The following is a 15865-nucleotide window of genomic DNA, read 5'->3' on the forward strand; positions in this document are numbered from 1 at the left end:
CGCAACCGTAGGCTGCGATTTTTATTGGTTCGATCACCTGTGGATAACTTATTCCACCGTCACCGACTTCGCCAGATTTCGTGGCTGGTCAACGTCAGTACCTTTCAACACCGCCACGTAGTACGAAAGAAGCTGCAACGGAATCGTGTAGAGGATCGGCGACAGGATGTCGTGGATATGCGGCATGTGCACAACATGAGTGCCTTCACCGTTGGTCATGCCGGCCTGCTCGTCGGCGAAGACGATCAGTTCACCGCCGCGGGCGCGGACTTCCTGGAGGTTGGACTTCAACTTCTCCAGCAACTCGTTGTTCGGTGCCACGGTGACCACTGGCATGTCGTTATCCACAAGCGCCAGCGGGCCATGTTTCAGCTCGCCCGCCGGGTAGGCTTCGGCGTGGATGTAGGAGATTTCCTTGAGCTTGAGCGCCCCTTCCATCGCCACCGGGAATTGCGCACCGCGACCGAGGAACAGGGTGTGGTTCTTCTCGGCGAACAGCTCGGCGATTTTTTCCACAGTGCTGTCCATGGCCAGGGCTTCGCCCAGACGGGTCGGCAGGCGACGCAGTTCTTCCACCAGTGTGGCTTCGACACCTGCGGCCAATGTGCCGCGAACCTGACCCAGGGCCAGGGTCAGCAAGAGCAGGCCCACCAATTGAGTGGTGAAGGCTTTGGTCGAGGCCACGCCGATTTCGCGACCGGCCTGGGTCAGCAGCGTCAGGTCCGATTCACGCACCAGGGAGCTGATGCCGACGTTGCAGATTGCCAGGCTGGAAAGGAAGCCCAGTTCCTTGGCATTGCGCAGCGCGGCCAACGTATCGGCGGTTTCGCCTGACTGGGAGATGCTCACGAACAGGGTATCGGGCTGCACCACTACTTTGCGATAGCGGAATTCGCTGGCGACTTCGACCTGGCACGGGATGCCGGCCAGTTCTTCGAGCCAGTAACGGGCAACCATGCCGGCGTGATAGCTGGTGCCGCAGGCGACGATCTGTACATTACGCACCTTGGCGAACAACTCGGCCGCTTGTGAACCAAACGCCTGGACCAGCACCTGATTCTGACTCAGGCGACCTTCAAGCGTGCGTTGCACCACGGCCGGTTGCTCGTGAATTTCCTTGAGCATGTAATGCCGGAACTCGCCTTTGTCAGCGGCTTCGGCACCGTCACGGTACTGAATGCTTTCACGCTCGACGAGCACGCCATTAATGTCCCAGATCTGCACGCTGTCGCGGCGAATTTCGGCGATATCGCCTTCTTCCAGGTACATGAAGCGGTCAGTGACCTGGCGCAGGGCCAACTGGTCGGAGGCAAGAAAGTTTTCACCCAGGCCCAGACCGATTACCAATGGGCTGCCGCTGCGGGCTGCTACCAAGCGATCCGGTTGCCGAGCGCTGATCACTGCCAGACCGTAGGCGCCGTGCAGTTCTTTGACGGTCGCTTTCAGGGCCGCGGTCAGGTCGGGCTGCTCATTGAGCTTTTCGTTGAGCAGATGGGCGATGACTTCAGTGTCTGTGTCCGAGGTGAACACGTGGCCCAAGGCCTTGAGCTGCTCGCGCAGGGCTTCGTGGTTCTCGATGATGCCGTTGTGCACCACCGCCAGATCGCCCGAAAAATGCGGGTGAGCGTTGCGTTCGCACGGTGCACCGTGAGTCGCCCAGCGGGTGTGGGCAATGCCCAGACGGCCGACCAGAGGCTCTTCGATCAGCGCCTGTTCCAGTTCGCTGACCTTGCCCGGCCGACGCAGGCGCAAGAGTTTTTCATCGTTGGTGTACACCGCCACACCGGCGCTGTCATAACCACGGTATTCCAAACGCTTGAGGCCTTCGAGCAGGATGGCGGTAATGTTCCGTTCTGCGACTGCACCAACAATTCCACACATGCTATTTCTCCTGACTGACAGCGGCGCAAATCACATTGATGCCGCGGGCCTGAATCTGATCGCGGGCCTCAAGCGGCAGGCGATCATCGGTAATAAGGGTATGGACACTGCTCCAAGGCAGCTCCAGATTGGGAATCTTGCGGCCGATCTTGTCGGCTTCGACCATCACGATCACTTCGCGGGCGACCTCGGCCATGACACGGCTCAGTCCCAGCAATTCATTGAAGGTGGTGGTCCCGCGCACCAGATCGATGCCATCGGCGCCAATAAATAACTGATCGAAGTCATATGAGCGTAGTACCTGCTCTGCCACCTGCCCCTGGAAGGATTCGGAATGCGGATCCCAGGTACCACCGGTCATCAACAGCACCGGTTCGTGCTCGAGTTCAGTCAACGCGTTGGCGACATGCAGGGAGTTGGTCATCACCACCAGGCCCGGTTGCTGGCCGAGTTCCGGGATCATCGCGGCGGTGGTACTGCCGCTGTCGATGATAATGCGCGCATGCTCGCGAATCCGCGTGACGGCGGCGCGGGCAATGGCCTGCTTGTATTTCGAAACCGGTTGGCCGATATCGGCGACCAGCTCCTGCGGCATGGTGACCGCGCCGCCATAACGACGCAGCAACAGACCGTTGCTTTCAAGCGCGGCCAGATCCTTGCGAATCGTAACTTCCGAGGTTTCGAAGCGTTTGGCCAACTCGTCCACACTGACTTCGCCCTGCTCATTGAGCAAGGCGAGGATATTGTGGCGGCGTTGGGGCGTGTTGCGCTTTGACATGACTTGGTAAGTTTCGATTCGAAAGATAACGTAAGCAATCAAAACCTATCGGCGAAACTTCGTCAAGCCAGCTTCAGAAAAAAAGATGTGTGGATAACTCAAAAAAAGATCGCAGCCTCCGGCAGCTCCTACAGAGTGAACACGAATTCCCTGTAGGAGCTGCCGAAGGCTGCGATCTTTTGATCTGTGGATAACTTAACTCTTCTTGATCTTCTCAGGCCGCTTCCAGCCGTCGATGTTCTTCTGTCGAGCCCGGCCAACGGCCAATTGAGCGTTATCCACATTCTGGGTAATGGTCGAACCGGCCGCCGTGGTCGCACCGGAGGAGATATCCACAGGCGCCACCAACGAGTTGTTGGAGCCGATGAACACATCTTCACCCAGCACGGTTTTCCACTTGTTGGCACCGTCGTAGTTGCAGGTGATGGTGCCGGCGCCAATGTTGGTGCGCGCACCGATCTCGGCATCGCCCAGATACGTCAAGTGACCGGCCTTGGCACCTTCGCCCATGTGAGCGTTCTTCAGTTCAACAAAGTTACCCACATGTGCGCGGGCCTCCAGCACTGTGCCAGGACGCAAACGAGCGAACGGGCCGGCATCGCTGCCTTCGCCGAGAATCGCGCCTTCGATATGACTGTTGGCCTTGATCACCACGCCTTTGCGCAGGGTGCTGTCCTTGATCACGCAGTTCGGGCCGATCACCACGTCGTCCTCGATGACCACTTTGCCCTCGAGAATCACGTTGATGTCGATCAGGATATCGCGACCAACGGTAACCTCACCGCGCACATCGAAACGTGTCGGGTCGCGCAGGGTTACGCCTTGAGCCATCAAACGACGAGCGGCGCGCAGTTGATAATGACGCTCAAGCTCGGCCAGTTGTTTGCGATCGTTGGCGCCCTGCACTTCCATGGCGTCATGGGGTTGTTCTGTGGCCACCACCAGACCATCACTGACCGCCATGGCAATCACGTCGGTCAGGTAGTACTCGCCCTGGGCATTGTTGTTGGAGAGGCGGCCCAGCCAATCGCCCAAACGCTGGGAAGGCACCGCCAAAATGCCGGTATTGCCTTCGGTGATCGCACGCTCAACCGCGTTGGCATCTTTCTGCTCAACGATGGCAGTCACTTTGCCGGCGGCATCACGGACAATACGGCCGTAGCCAGTCGGGTCATCCAACTCGACAGTCAGCAGACCCAATTGCTGCGGTGCAGCCTGCTTGAGCAGACGTTGCAGGGTTTCGACTTCGATCAACGGCACGTCACCGTAGAGAATCAGCACGGTATCGGACTCGATGAACGGCACAGCCTGGGCCACCGCATGACCGGTACCCAGCTGTTGGTCCTGCAGGACGAAATTCAGGTCATCGGCGGCCAGACGCTCGCGCACCGCTTCGGCACCATGGCCGATCACCACGTGGATGCGCTGTGGATCAAGTTGCCGGGCGCTGTGGATAACATGGCCGAGCATTGAATTACCGGCAATCGGATGCAGGACTTTCGGCAAGGCCGAACGCATGCGAGTGCCTTGGCCGGCAGCGAGGATAACGATTTCAAGGGACATGACTGGCTACCAATCCTGGGTGGTCAGCAACTGCGACCAGGTGATGAATATCGAAAAAGAAAAAAGGGTAGCCGAGGCTACCCTTTTTAATCAATCGCGCAACAAGTCGATGGCCGATTAGTGGCCGAACTTCTTGCGGATCTGCTGGACGGTGCGCAGCTGAGCTGCAGCCTCGGCCAGACGTGCGGCAGCAGAACCGTAATCGAATTCCGCGCCTCGCTCATGCAAGGCTTTCTCGGCAGCCTTAACGGCTTCCAAAGCTGCGGCTTCGTCCAGGTCGGCAGCGCGTTGCACGGTGTCGGCGAGAACCTTGACCATGTTCGGCTGAACCTCGAGGAAACCACCGGAGATGTAATACACCTCCTCTTCCCCGCCCTGCTTGATCAGGCGGATCGGGCCCGGCTTGAGATTGGTGATCAGCGGCGCGTGACCCAGGGCGATACCAAGATCACCCAGTGCACCGTGCGCAACCACCATCTCGACCAGGCCGGAAAAGATTTCCCCTTCCGCGCTGACGATATCGCAATGGACTGTCATAGCCATCTGATTGCCTCAACCTAAATTAGCGCCCGTTGCCGGGCGCCGGGATTACAGTTTCTTGGCTTTCTCGATCGCTTCTTCGATGCCGCCGACCATGTAGAACGCTTGTTCTGGCAGGTGGTCGTAGTCACCGTTGAGGATGCCTTTGAAGCCAGCAATGGTGTCTTTCAGGGAAACGTATTTACCCGAAGCACCGGTGAAGACTTCAGCCACGAAGAACGGCTGCGACAAGAAACGCTGGATCTTACGAGCACGGTTTACCAACTGCTTGTCGGCTTCCGACAGCTCGTCCATACCCAGGATCGCAATGATGTCCTTCAGYTCYTTGTARCGCTGCAGMACRTACTGAACRCCGCGAGCGGTTTCGTAGTGGTCGTTGCCGATCACGTTCGGGTCCAGCTGACGCGAAGTCGAGTCCAGTGGGTCTACCGCAGGGTAGATACCCAGGGAAGCGATGTCACGGGACAGAACGACAGTGGCGTCCAAGTGGGCGAAGGTGGTCGCTGGCGACGGGTCGGTCAAGTCGTCCGCTGGTACGTATACCGCCTGGATCGAAGTAATCGAACCTTGCTTGGTCGAAGTGATGCGCTCTTGCAGCACGCCCATCTCTTCAGCCAGGGTCGGCTGGTAACCTACCGCCGAAGGCATACGGCCCAGCAGTGCGGATACTTCAGTACCGGCCAGGGTGTAACGATAGATGTTGTCGACGAACAGCAGAACGTCGTTACCTTCGTCACGGAACTTCTCGGCCATGGTCAGGCCGGTCAGTGCTACGCGCAGACGGTTTCCCGGCGGCTCGTTCATCTGACCGTAAACCAGTGCCACTTTGTCCAGAACGTTGGAGTCCTTCATCTCGTGGTAGAAGTCGTTACCCTCACGAGTACGCTCACCCACACCGGCGAACACGGAATAACCGCTGTGCTCGATGGCGATGTTACGGATCAGTTCCATCATGTTTACGGTCTTGCCTACACCGGCACCACCGAACAGACCGACTTTACCGCCCTTGGCGAACGGGCAAACCAGGTCGATAACCTTGATGCCTGTTTCCAGCAGCTCGTTGCCGCCCGCTTGTTCAGCGAAGGTTGGCGCAGGACGGTGAATGCCCCAACGCTCTTCTTCGCCGATCGGACCAGCTTCGTCGATCGGGTTGCCCAGTACGTCCATGATCCGGCCCAGGGTCGCTTTACCGACCGGTACGGAGATGGCTGCGCCAGTGTTGTTGACGTCCAGACCGCGCTTCAAGCCTTCGGTGGAGCCCATCGCAATGGTACGAACCACGCCGTCGCCCAGCTGCTGCTGAACTTCCAGAGTGGTTTCGGCGCCTTGAACTTTCAAGGCGTCGTAGATGCTCGGTACGCTGTCGCGTGGGAATTCCACGTCGATAACGGCGCCGATGATTTGAACGATACGTCCGCTACTCATAGCTGGATCCTCTGAATATTTGAACCGTTAAACCGCGGCAGCGCCGCCGACGATTTCCGAGATCTCTTGGGTGATCGCAGCCTGACGCGCCTTGTTGTAGACCAGCTGCAAATCGCTGATCAAATCACCGGCGTTGTCGGTAGCGTTCTTCATCGCGATCATCCGCGCAGCTTGTTCAGCCGCGTTGTTCTCGACCACCGCCTGGTAGACCTGCGACTCCACGTAACGGACCATCAAGCCGTCAAGCAGCTCTTTGGCGTCCGGTTCGTACAGATAATCCCAGTGGTGCTTGAGTTCTTGATCCGGGGTTGCCACCAGTGGAATCAACTGCTCCACGGTAGGCTGTTGTGTCATGGTGTTGATGAACTTGTTGGACACCACGGACAGGCGGTCAATACGGCCATCCAGGTAGGCATCCAGCATCACCTTGACGCTGCCGATCAGATCATTGATCGACGGCTCTTCACCCAAGTGGCTGATAGCTGCAACGACGTTACCGCCGAAGTTGCGGAAGAAAGCCGCACCCTTGCTACCAACGACACACAGATCGATCTCGACGCCGTTTTCGCGGTTTACCGCCATGTCCTTGACCAAAGCCTTGAACAGGTTGGTGTTCAAGCCACCACACAGACCACGGTCACTGCTCACTACGACATAACCAACGCGCTTTACTTCACGGTCGATCATGAACGGGTGGCGATATTCCGGGTTAGCGTTGGCCAGATGGCCAATAACCTGGCGGATGCGCTCCGCATAAGGACGGCTAGCAGCCATGCGCATTTGTGCCTTGCGCATTTTGCTGACCGCCACTTTTTCCATGGCGCTGGTAATCTTTTGCGTGCTTTTGATGCTCGCAATCTTACTGCGAATCTCTTTTGCGCCTGCCATGTAACACCTATCAGGTTAGCAAGCGGGAGCCGCTAGGCTCCCGCTGCGGCTTACCAGGTTTGGGTGGCCTTGAACTTCTCGATACCGGCTTTCAGGCCGCCATCGATTTCGTCATTGAAGTCACCCTTCACGTTGATCTTCGCCATCAAGTCGGCGTGATCGCGGTTGAAGTAAGCAATCAGCGCTTGCTCGAAGCTGCCGATCTTGGCGATTTCAACGTCGGTCAGGAACCCACGCTCAGCGGCATACAGCGACAGCGACATGTCGGCGATCGACATTGGCGCGTATTGCTTCTGCTTCATCAGCTCGGTAACGCGCTGACCATGCTCAAGTTGCTTACGGGTCGCTTCGTCCAGGTCAGAAGCGAACTGGGCGAATGCCGCCAGTTCACGGTACTGAGCCAGAGCGGTACGGATACCACCGGACAGCTTCTTGATGATCTTGGTCTGRGCSGCACCACCCACACGGGATACCGAAACACCGGCGTTCACAGCAGGACGGATGCCCGAGTTGAACATGGCCGATTCCAGGAAGATCTGACCGTCGGTGATGGAAATCACGTTGGTCGGMACGAACGCGGAAACGTCGCCAGCCTGGGTTTCGATGATCGGCAGTGCGGTCAGGGAACCGGTTTTGCCGGTCACTGCGCCGTTGGTGAACTTCTCTACGTATTCTTCCGAAACGCGGGATGCGCGCTCCAGCAGACGGGAGTGGAGATAGAACACGTCGCCTGGGTAAGCTTCACGGCCTGGTGGACGGCGCAGCAGCAGGGAAATCTGGCGGTAAGCCACTGCTTGCTTGGACAGATCGTCATAAACGATCAGCGCGTCTTCACCGCGATCGCGGAAGTATTCGCCCATGGTGCAACCGGAGTACGGTGCCAGGAATTGCAGTGCTGCAGATTCCGAAGCGCTCGCTGCAACGATGATGGTGTTAGCCAGTGCACCGTTTTCTTCCAGCTTGCGAACTACGTTGGCGATGGTCGATTGCTTCTGACCGATAGCTACGTAGACGCAGAAAATGCCGCTGTCTTTCTGGTTGATGATCGCGTCGATCGCCAGAGCGGTTTTACCGATCTGACGGTCACCGATGATCAGCTCACGCTGGCCACGGCCGACAGGGATCATCGCATCGACAGCCTTGTAGCCAGTCTGTACAGGCTGGTCTACCGACTTACGCCAGATCACGCCTGGAGCAACTTTCTCGACCGCGTCGGTCTCGGTGTTGTTCAGCGGACCTTTGCCGTCAACTGGGTTACCCAGTGCGTCGACTACGCGACCCAGCAGTTCCTTACCAACCGGAACTTCGAGGATGCGGCCGGTGCACTTGGCGCTCATGCCTTCAGCCAGAGTCTGGTATGCGCCCAATACAACGGCACCTACAGAGTCTTGCTCCAGGTTGAGAGCCATACCGAAGACGCCGCCCGGAAACTCGATCATCTCGCCGTACATAACGTCGGCCAGACCGTGAATCCGCACGATACCGTCAGATACGCTGACGACAGTGCCTTCGTTACGGGCTTGGGAGGTCACATCGAGCTTGTCGATGCGGCCCTTGATAATTTCACTTATTTCGGAAGGATTGAGTTGCTGCATTGCTCTGCTGCCCCTTCAAACTCAAGATTTCAATGCTTCGGCAAGTTTCGCGATTTTGCCGCGAATCGAGCCATCGATAACCAGGTCGCCGGCGCGGATGACAACACCACCAATAAGGGATGAGTCTTCCTCGACTTGCAGGCGCACTTCCCGGTTGAGTCGTGCACTGAGAACCTTGGCGAGTTTGTCTTGCTGTTCTTGGTTCAATGCAAAAGCACTGGTCACTTCAACGTCTACCGATTTCTCTTGTTCGGCCTTGTACAGGTCAAACAGAGCGGCGATCTCCGGCAGAAGCGGGAGACGGTCGTTTTCGGCAACGACGTGAATGAAGTTCTGTGCCTTGGCATCAAACTTGTCGCCGCACACGTCAATGAACGTGGCGGCCTTTTCTGCGCTCGTCAGTCGCGGGGCCTTGAGCACGCGCTGCATGGTGTCGTCTTGCGACACCGCTGCTGCCAGGCCGAGCATGGCTGACCAATTGGCCAGTTGCTGGTGGGCCTGAGCGTGCTCGAAGGCCGCCTTAGCGTAAGGTCGGGCCAACGTGGTCAGTTCTGCCATGATCGCCCTCGCTTAGATTTCAGCAGCCAGTTGGTTAACCAGCTCTGCGTGCGCGTTTTGATCGATTGCTTTGCCCAGGATCTTCGAAGCACCGCCAACGGCCAGGCTACCCACTTGGGCGCGCAGCGCGTCTTTGACGCTGTTCAGTTCCTGTTCGATCTCGGCCTGAGCCTGAGCCTTCACACGGTCAGCTTCGACGCGAGCCTGTTCACGGGCTTCGTCGACAATCTGGGTACCGCGTTTCTTGGCTTGCTCGATGATTTCAGCTGCCTGAGCTTTCGCTTCGCGCAGTTGCTGACCCGCTTTCTCTTGGGCCAACTCCAGGTCGCGAGCTGCTCGGCTGGCAGCGTCCAGACCATCAGCGATCTTCTTTTGACGTTCGTGCAGAGCCGTGATGACCGGAGGCCATACGAACTTCATGCAGAACAGTACAAAAATCAGGAACGCAACGGACTGGCCAATCAGGGTCGCATTAATGTTCACGCCAACACCTCGCAGTTACGTTGTCCATCACACCAAATTACCCGGAAGATCCGAGTAATTAGCCAGCGATTTGACCAACGAACGGGTTCGCAAAGGTGAAGAACAGAGCGATACCAACACCGATCATGGTTACGGCGTCGAGCAGACCGGCAACGATGAACATTTTAACTTGCAGCATTGGAACCATTTCTGGCTGACGCGCTGCGCCTTCCAGGAACTTGCCGCCCAGCAGGCCGAAACCAATTGCGGTACCCAGTGCGCCCAGGCCGATCAACAGTGCAACAGCGATAGCGGTTAGACCAACTACAGTTTCCATCTTTCCTCCCGACTTTTACGTCGTATGGTTTAGGTTTTTTAGATTTTAAAGCGGTAAAACAAATCGTTTCATAGCCCGTTTAGGGCACCCACCCGTTTGACCGGGTGGGACATCAGACCAGTCGAGACTGGTCTTAATGGTTTTCTTCGTGCGCCATCGACAGGTAGACGATGGTCAGCATCATGAAGATAAATGCCTGCAGGGTGATGATCAGGATGTGGAACACAGCCCACGCCCACTGCAGAACTACGCCCAGGCCGCTCAGCCAGAGCAGACCGCTGCCGAACATCACAGCGATCAGAATGAACACCAGCTCACCGGCATACATGTTGCCGAACAGACGCAGAGCCAGGGAGATCGGCTTGGCGATCAGGGTCACGAATTCCAGCAGGAAGTTCACCGGAATCAGCAGCGCCTGAACAAAGATGTTCTTGCTGCCGAACGGGTGCAGGGTCAGCTCGCCGATGAAGCCGCCGAGGCCCTTGATCTTGATGCTGTAGAAAATGATCAGCGCAAACACCGTGAAGGCCATGGCCAAGGTAGCGTTCGGGTCGGTGGTCGACACGGCGCGGAACGGGATGTGGTGGTCGCCGGAGATCAGGATGGCCAGCTGAGGAATCCAGTCAACCGGTACCAGGTCGATGGCGTTCATCAGGAAGACCCAGACGAAGATGGTCAGTGCCAGCGGTGCAACCACTGGACTACGGCCATGGAAGCTGTCTTTCACGCTGCCATCGACGAATTCGACCAATACTTCAACGAAGTTCTGCAAAGCACCAGGTACACCTGTAGTCGCCTTCTTTGCCGCCATGCGGAAAAGAAGAACGAAGATCAGACCCAACGCGACCGACCAGCCGAGGGTATCGACGTGGAAAGCCCAGAAGCCCATTTCCTTGGCTTCTGCTGCGGAGTGGGCAAAGCCCCAGCCGCCGTTGGGTAGCTGACCGAAGGTCAGGTTCTGCAAGTGGTGCTGGATATAGCCCGAAGCGGTTGTTTCTGCCATGGTTGCCTCAAACGCCCTAAGGTCTCGAAAGTCTTGTTCTCATAAGCAGGGGAGCGAACCAGCTGACCAGTTGGGTCAGCACGAAGACGCCGAATACTGCTAGCGGCGCCAATGGCTTCACACCTGCAAACGTCAGTGCAAACAGCACTGCCGTCAAAATCAGTTTGCCCGCCTCGCCGGCATAAAAAGACCGGACGATAGCTTGAGCTGCTCGGGCGCCGGAAAACCGAAATGCCCTGTGAGCGAAATAAATATTGGGAAGCAAGGCTATCAGGCCTCCGCAAAGTCCTGAGTACCCGGCAACGACTCCATACCATCGCCAGAGCGCCAAAGCGGCAATCAGCAAAACGACGAATTGAGCCATTAACACCGGAAAAACAGCCAATCGATGGAAAGGCAAGCGGTCTGGCGTGCGGTTTTCCATCACTTTTGCTCCCCAATGGTCGGCTGCCGAAATTCAATAACTTGGCATAATTTGTGCCGACAAAATGCGCGCAGAGTATAGGGGCGGTTCTGCCCCTATTCAACTGTCAGGTAGTGATTTCCGACTTCACGCTACAAGAGGAATTGTTTCAGCGGATGTGTGCGAGCACACCTTGAAGTTCATCAAGAGAGTTGTAGCCGATCACCAACTGCCCCTTACCCTTCTTTCCGTGGCGGATCTGCACCGCAGAGCCTAGGCGCTCGGCCAGGCGCTGCTCGAGCCGGGCGATATCCGGGTCCGGTTTTGCCGGTTCCACAGGCTCCGGTTTGCCACTCAACCACTGGCGAACCAGTGCTTCAGTCTGGCGCACAGTCAGCCCCCGTGCGACAACATGTCGCGCCCCTTCAACCTGTTGGTTTTCCGGTAAACCCAGCAAGGCACGGGCATGACCCATTTCCAGGTCGCCGTGAGACAGCATGGTCTTGATGACTTCCGGCAACGAAATCAGGCGCAACAGGTTGGCCACGGTAACGCGGGACTTACCCACAGCCTCGGCCACTTGTTGCTGAGTCAGCTGGAATTCCTGCTGCAAACGCTGCAAGGCCACCGCTTCTTCGATCGGATTGAGGTCTTCGCGCTGGATATTCTCGATCAACGCCATGGCGATGGCGGTTTCATCCGGCACATCGCGGACCATCGCCGGGATGGTTTCCTGGCCAGCCTGCTGGCTGGCGCGCCAGCGGCGTTCGCCGGCGATGATTTCGAAGCGACCGCTGCCAATCGGGCGAACCACGATCGGCTGCATCACGCCCYGAGCCTTGATCGACTGCGCCAGCTCTTCCAGCGCCTGAGGATCCATGTCGCGACGCGGCTGGTACTTGCCACGCTGGATCAGGTCCAGGGGCAGGTGCTGCAGCTCACGCTGGTCGGCTTGCACCGCTTGTTCTTCCAGCGAGCTGACAGTCGGACCACTCAGCAGTGCATCCAGTCCACGTCCGAGACCTCGTTTCTTGACGGCCATGGGGATTCCTTAAGTTGCCTGGGCAGCGGCGGTGCGTGAATTTTTGCGTTGACGGCGAACCATCTCACCGGCCAATGCCAGATAGGCAATCGCGCCGCGCGATGATTTATCGTACGCCAGTGCCGGCATGCCATAGCTTGGCGCTTCGGCCAGACGGATGTTGCGCGGAATCACGGTGTCGTAGAGCTGATCGCCAAAGTGTTCCTTGAGCTGCGCCGAGACGTCGTTCATCAGGCTCAGGCGCGGGTCATACATGGTCCGCAACAGGCCTTCGACTTTCAGGTTCGGGTTCAGCAGTTCGGCAATGCGCTTGATGTTATCCACAAGGTCGCTCAACCCTTCGAGCGCGAAGTACTCGCACTGCATGGGGATAATGACCCCGTCGGCGGCAACCAGCGCATTGAGCGTGAGCATCGACAGCGATGGCGGGCAGTCGATCAAAATGTAATCGTAGTTTTCACGGATCGGCGCCAACGCGCTGCGCAGGCGGCTTTCCTTCATCTGCATTTCCAGCAGAACGACTTCGGCCGCGGTCAGATCGCGGTTTGCCGGCAACAACTGGTAACCACCGTGTTCGGAATAGTGCATGGCCTGGGCCAGATCACATTCACCGATCAACAGATCGTAGACCGAGTTTTCCAGGCCGTGTTTATCCACACCGCTACCCATGGTGGCGTTGCCCTGTGGATCAAGATCGATCAACAGCACCCGACGCTTGGTAGCGACCAGGGAAGCTGCGAGGTTGATGCAGGTGGTGGTCTTGCCCACACCACCCTTTTGGTTCGCTATCGCGAATACCTTAGCCATTCTTGCTTGTGTTCCCAATCATGCCGTGCGGCGCAGTATCAGCAGATGGCGTTGGCCTTGGCAACCGGGTACGGCCAGGGCGTGTTCGCTATCGAGGTGGAAGTCTGCCGGCAATGCTACCAGCTCATCGGCGGGATGAACGCCCTTCATTGCCAGCCAGCGTGTGTCGGCGTCGCCCAAATGGCGAGTCCAGTTGCTGAAGTTCTCCATGCTGCTGAACGCCCGGGAAATGATCCCGTTGAATGGCAGTTCAGGCTGGAAGGCTTCGACGCGACTGTGGATAACTTGCAGGTTATCCAGTTTGAGTTCGAGTTTGACCTGGGTCAGGAAGCGGGTTTTCTTGCCGTTGCTGTCCAGACAGGTCACCTGGGACTCAGGAAACAGGATCGCCAACGGAATACCCGGCATGCCTCCGCCGCTGCCAACGTCCAGCCAGCGACCATTTTCGACGAACGACATCACGCTCAAGCTATCGAGCAGGTGACGGGAGACCATTTCGTCCGGATCGCGCACGGCGGTCAGGTTGTAAGCCTTGTTCCATTTGATCAACAAGGCCAGATAACCCAGCAGCTGAGYGTGCTGGGTTTCCGTCAGTGTGACACCGAGCTGGCGAGCACCTGTGGATAACTCTTCTGCATGTTGCGAGGTAACCAACGAACTCAAGCGCTTTGCTCCAACTGACGGCCCGCGCCGCGTTTTTTCAAATGAATCATCAACAGCGAAATCGCCGCTGGGGTCACGCCCGGAATACGCGACGCCTGGCCCAAAGTCTCTGGACGGGTCGCACCGAGCTTGCTCTGGATCTCCTTGGAGAGACCGGAGATGTTCGTGTAATCGATATCCACAGGCAGTTTGGTGTCTTCGCTGGCCCGCAGGCGTGCGATTTCATCCTGTTGACGGTCGATGTAACCGGCGTATTTGGTCTTGATTTCGACCTGTTCGGCGACCTGTGGATCTTCTGCGCCCCCGCCAGTCACGGCGATCAGACCAGCGTAGTCGATTTCCGGACGGCTCAGCAGGTTGAGCAAATTGTATTCGTGGGTCAGCGGCGTGCCGAACTTCTCGGCAATCGCATCGCCCTGCTCGGTGCACGGGCGAACCCAGGTACTTTTCAGGCGTTGTTCTTCCAGATCGATGCTTTCGCGTTTTTTGCAGAAAGCCGCCCAACGCGCGTCATCCACCAGACCCAGTTCGCGACCTTTTTCGGTCAGGCGCAGGTCGGCGTTGTCTTCGCGCAGAATCAAGCGGTATTCGGCGCGGGATGTGAACATCCGATACGGTTCCTGGGTACCGAGGGTAATCAGGTCGTCAACCAAAACGCCGATGTACGCTTCATCACGACGCGGGCACCAGGCATCTTTGCCCTGGGCTCGCAGTGCGGCGTTGGCTCCAGCCAGCAAACCCTGGGCGCCGGCTTCTTCGTAACCGGTGGTGCCGTTGATTTGCCCGGCGAAGAACAGACCGGCGATCACTTTGGTTTCCAGGCTGTACTTCAGGTCACGCGGGTCGAAATAGTCGTACTCGATGGCGTAGCCCGGACGCACGATGTGCGCGTTTTCCATGCCGCGGATCGATTGCACGATCTGCAATTGCACGTCGAACGGCAAGGATGTGGATATCCCGTTCGGGTACAGCTCGTGAGTGGTCAACCCTTCCGGTTCGATGAAGACCTGGTGGCTTTCCTTGTCGGCAAAGCGGTGGATCTTGTCTTCGATCGATGGGCAATAACGTGGGCCGATGCCTTCGATCAACCCGGCATCGGAATACATCGGCGAACGGTCGAGGTTGGCGGCAATGATTTCGTGGGTCCGGGCGTTGGTGTGGGTGATCCAGCAACTGACCTGTTTCGGGTGCTGTTCTTTGGAGCCCATGAACGACATGACCGGGATCGGCGTATCACCGGCTTGCTCGGTCATGACCGAGAAATCCACAGACCGACCGTCGATACGCGGCGGAGTACCGGTTTTCAGGCGACCGACACGCAATGGCAGTTCACGCAGACGACGTGCCAAAGCAATCGAAGGCGGATCACCGGCGCGACCGCCGGAATAATTCTGCATCCCGATGTGGATAAGTCCACCGAGGAAGGTGCCCGTCGTCAGCACCACGGAGTCGGCGAAGAAACGCAGGCCCATTTGCGTGACAACGCCGCGCACTTGTTCCTGTTCGACGATCAAGTCGTCCGCGGCCTGTTGAAATATCCACAGGTTCGGCTGGTTTTCCAAAGCTTCGCGGACAGCGGCCTTGTACAGAACCCGATCTGCCTGGGCGCGAGTTGCACGCACGGCCGGGCCTTTGCGGCTGTTCAATACGCGAAATTGAATACCACCTTTATCGGTAGCCATGGCCATCGCGCCGCCCAGGGCATCGATTTCCTTGACCAGATGGCTTTTACCGATCCCACCAATGGCGGGATTGCAGCTCATGGCACCGAGGGTTTCCACGTTATGCGTCAGCAACAGGGTTTTTGCCCCCATACGTGCTGATGCAAGTGCTGCCTCGGTACCGGCATGACCGCCGCCGATGACGATCACTTCAAAACGGGAAGGGAAATCCACCACGCACCTCGTGCCTGCTTTAGTC

General features: G+C 57.6%; 16 protein-coding genes. All 16 read right to left on the bottom strand.

What is annotated here, in order from left to right; genetic code table 11:
- Positions 1 to 48: 48 nt before the first annotated feature.
- Positions 49 to 1881, bottom strand: a complete 1833-nt coding sequence (gene glmS, locus AC1DIS_RS08290) for a glutamine--fructose-6-phosphate transaminase (isomerizing) (RefSeq protein WP_477743526.1) — start codon at positions 1879 to 1881, stop codon at positions 49 to 51.
- 1 nt (position 1882) lies between these two features.
- A complete protein-coding gene (locus AC1DIS_RS08295) occupies positions 1883 to 2659 on the bottom strand; it encodes a DeoR/GlpR family DNA-binding transcription regulator (RefSeq protein ID WP_007934349.1) in 777 nt (258 codons plus the stop codon).
- A 195-nt stretch (positions 2660 to 2854) separates the two neighbouring features.
- On the bottom strand, positions 2855 to 4222 hold the full coding sequence (gene glmU / locus AC1DIS_RS08300; protein WP_019580347.1) for a bifunctional UDP-N-acetylglucosamine diphosphorylase/glucosamine-1-phosphate N-acetyltransferase GlmU: 1368 nt from the start codon (positions 4220 to 4222) through the stop codon (positions 2855 to 2857).
- 117 nt (positions 4223 to 4339) lie between these two features.
- Positions 4340 to 4765 carry a F0F1 ATP synthase subunit epsilon gene (locus tag AC1DIS_RS08305; RefSeq protein ID WP_007934346.1) on the bottom strand — a complete coding sequence of 142 codons (426 nt, stop codon included), beginning with the start codon at positions 4763 to 4765 and terminating at the stop codon, positions 4340 to 4342.
- Between the two features lie 45 nt (positions 4766 to 4810).
- Complete coding sequence (gene atpD / locus AC1DIS_RS08310; RefSeq protein WP_007969907.1) at positions 4811 to 6187, bottom strand: F0F1 ATP synthase subunit beta; 1377 nt, start codon at positions 6185 to 6187, stop codon at positions 4811 to 4813.
- A 27-nt stretch (positions 6188 to 6214) separates the two neighbouring features.
- Entirely contained in the window at positions 6215 to 7075 is an 861-nt protein-coding gene (gene atpG, locus AC1DIS_RS08315; RefSeq protein WP_007934344.1) for a F0F1 ATP synthase subunit gamma, read from the bottom strand.
- A 50-nt stretch (positions 7076 to 7125) separates the two neighbouring features.
- Positions 7126 to 8670: a F0F1 ATP synthase subunit alpha gene (gene atpA, locus AC1DIS_RS08320; RefSeq protein WP_007969905.1), complete on the bottom strand. Its 1545-nt coding sequence runs from the start codon at positions 8668 to 8670 to the stop codon at positions 7126 to 7128.
- 21 nt (positions 8671 to 8691) lie between these two features.
- Positions 8692 to 9228 (bottom strand): F0F1 ATP synthase subunit delta, encoded by a 537-nt coding sequence (locus AC1DIS_RS08325; protein WP_064621179.1) that lies wholly within the window; start codon positions 9226 to 9228, stop codon positions 8692 to 8694.
- Positions 9229 to 9240: 12 nt separating this feature from the next.
- The gene (locus tag AC1DIS_RS08330) at positions 9241 to 9711 is read right to left on the bottom strand and encodes a F0F1 ATP synthase subunit B (RefSeq protein WP_007969903.1); all 471 of its coding nucleotides are present in this window, start codon (positions 9709 to 9711) and stop codon (positions 9241 to 9243) included.
- Positions 9712 to 9769: 58 nt separating this feature from the next.
- Positions 9770 to 10027 (bottom strand): F0F1 ATP synthase subunit C, encoded by a 258-nt coding sequence (gene atpE, locus AC1DIS_RS08335; protein ID WP_003097235.1) that lies wholly within the window; start codon positions 10025 to 10027, stop codon positions 9770 to 9772.
- Between the two features lie 133 nt (positions 10028 to 10160).
- The gene (atpB, locus tag AC1DIS_RS08340; protein WP_007934337.1) at positions 10161 to 11030 is read right to left on the bottom strand and encodes a F0F1 ATP synthase subunit A; all 870 of its coding nucleotides are present in this window, start codon (positions 11028 to 11030) and stop codon (positions 10161 to 10163) included.
- Positions 11031 to 11046: 16 nt separating this feature from the next.
- Entirely contained in the window at positions 11047 to 11454 is a 408-nt protein-coding gene (locus tag AC1DIS_RS08345; protein WP_064621181.1) for a F0F1 ATP synthase subunit I, read from the bottom strand.
- A 148-nt stretch (positions 11455 to 11602) separates the two neighbouring features.
- Entirely contained in the window at positions 11603 to 12475 is an 873-nt protein-coding gene (locus AC1DIS_RS08350) for a ParB/RepB/Spo0J family partition protein (protein WP_477780823.1), read from the bottom strand.
- A 9-nt stretch (positions 12476 to 12484) separates the two neighbouring features.
- The gene (locus tag AC1DIS_RS08355; RefSeq protein WP_007934331.1) at positions 12485 to 13282 is read right to left on the bottom strand and encodes a ParA family protein; all 798 of its coding nucleotides are present in this window, start codon (positions 13280 to 13282) and stop codon (positions 12485 to 12487) included.
- Positions 13283 to 13300: 18 nt separating this feature from the next.
- Positions 13301 to 13945 (bottom strand): 16S rRNA (guanine(527)-N(7))-methyltransferase RsmG, encoded by a 645-nt coding sequence (rsmG, locus tag AC1DIS_RS08360; protein WP_477780824.1) that lies wholly within the window; start codon positions 13943 to 13945, stop codon positions 13301 to 13303.
- Positions 13942 to 15840, bottom strand: a complete 1899-nt coding sequence (gene mnmG, locus AC1DIS_RS08365; protein ID WP_477743525.1) for a tRNA uridine-5-carboxymethylaminomethyl(34) synthesis enzyme MnmG — start codon at positions 15838 to 15840, stop codon at positions 13942 to 13944. The genes rsmG and mnmG overlap by 4 nt, the downstream gene beginning before the upstream one ends.
- Positions 15841 to 15865: the final 25 nt, after the last annotated feature.

The sequence above is a fragment of the Pseudomonas sp. 05N433 genome, from assembly GCF_056396925.1.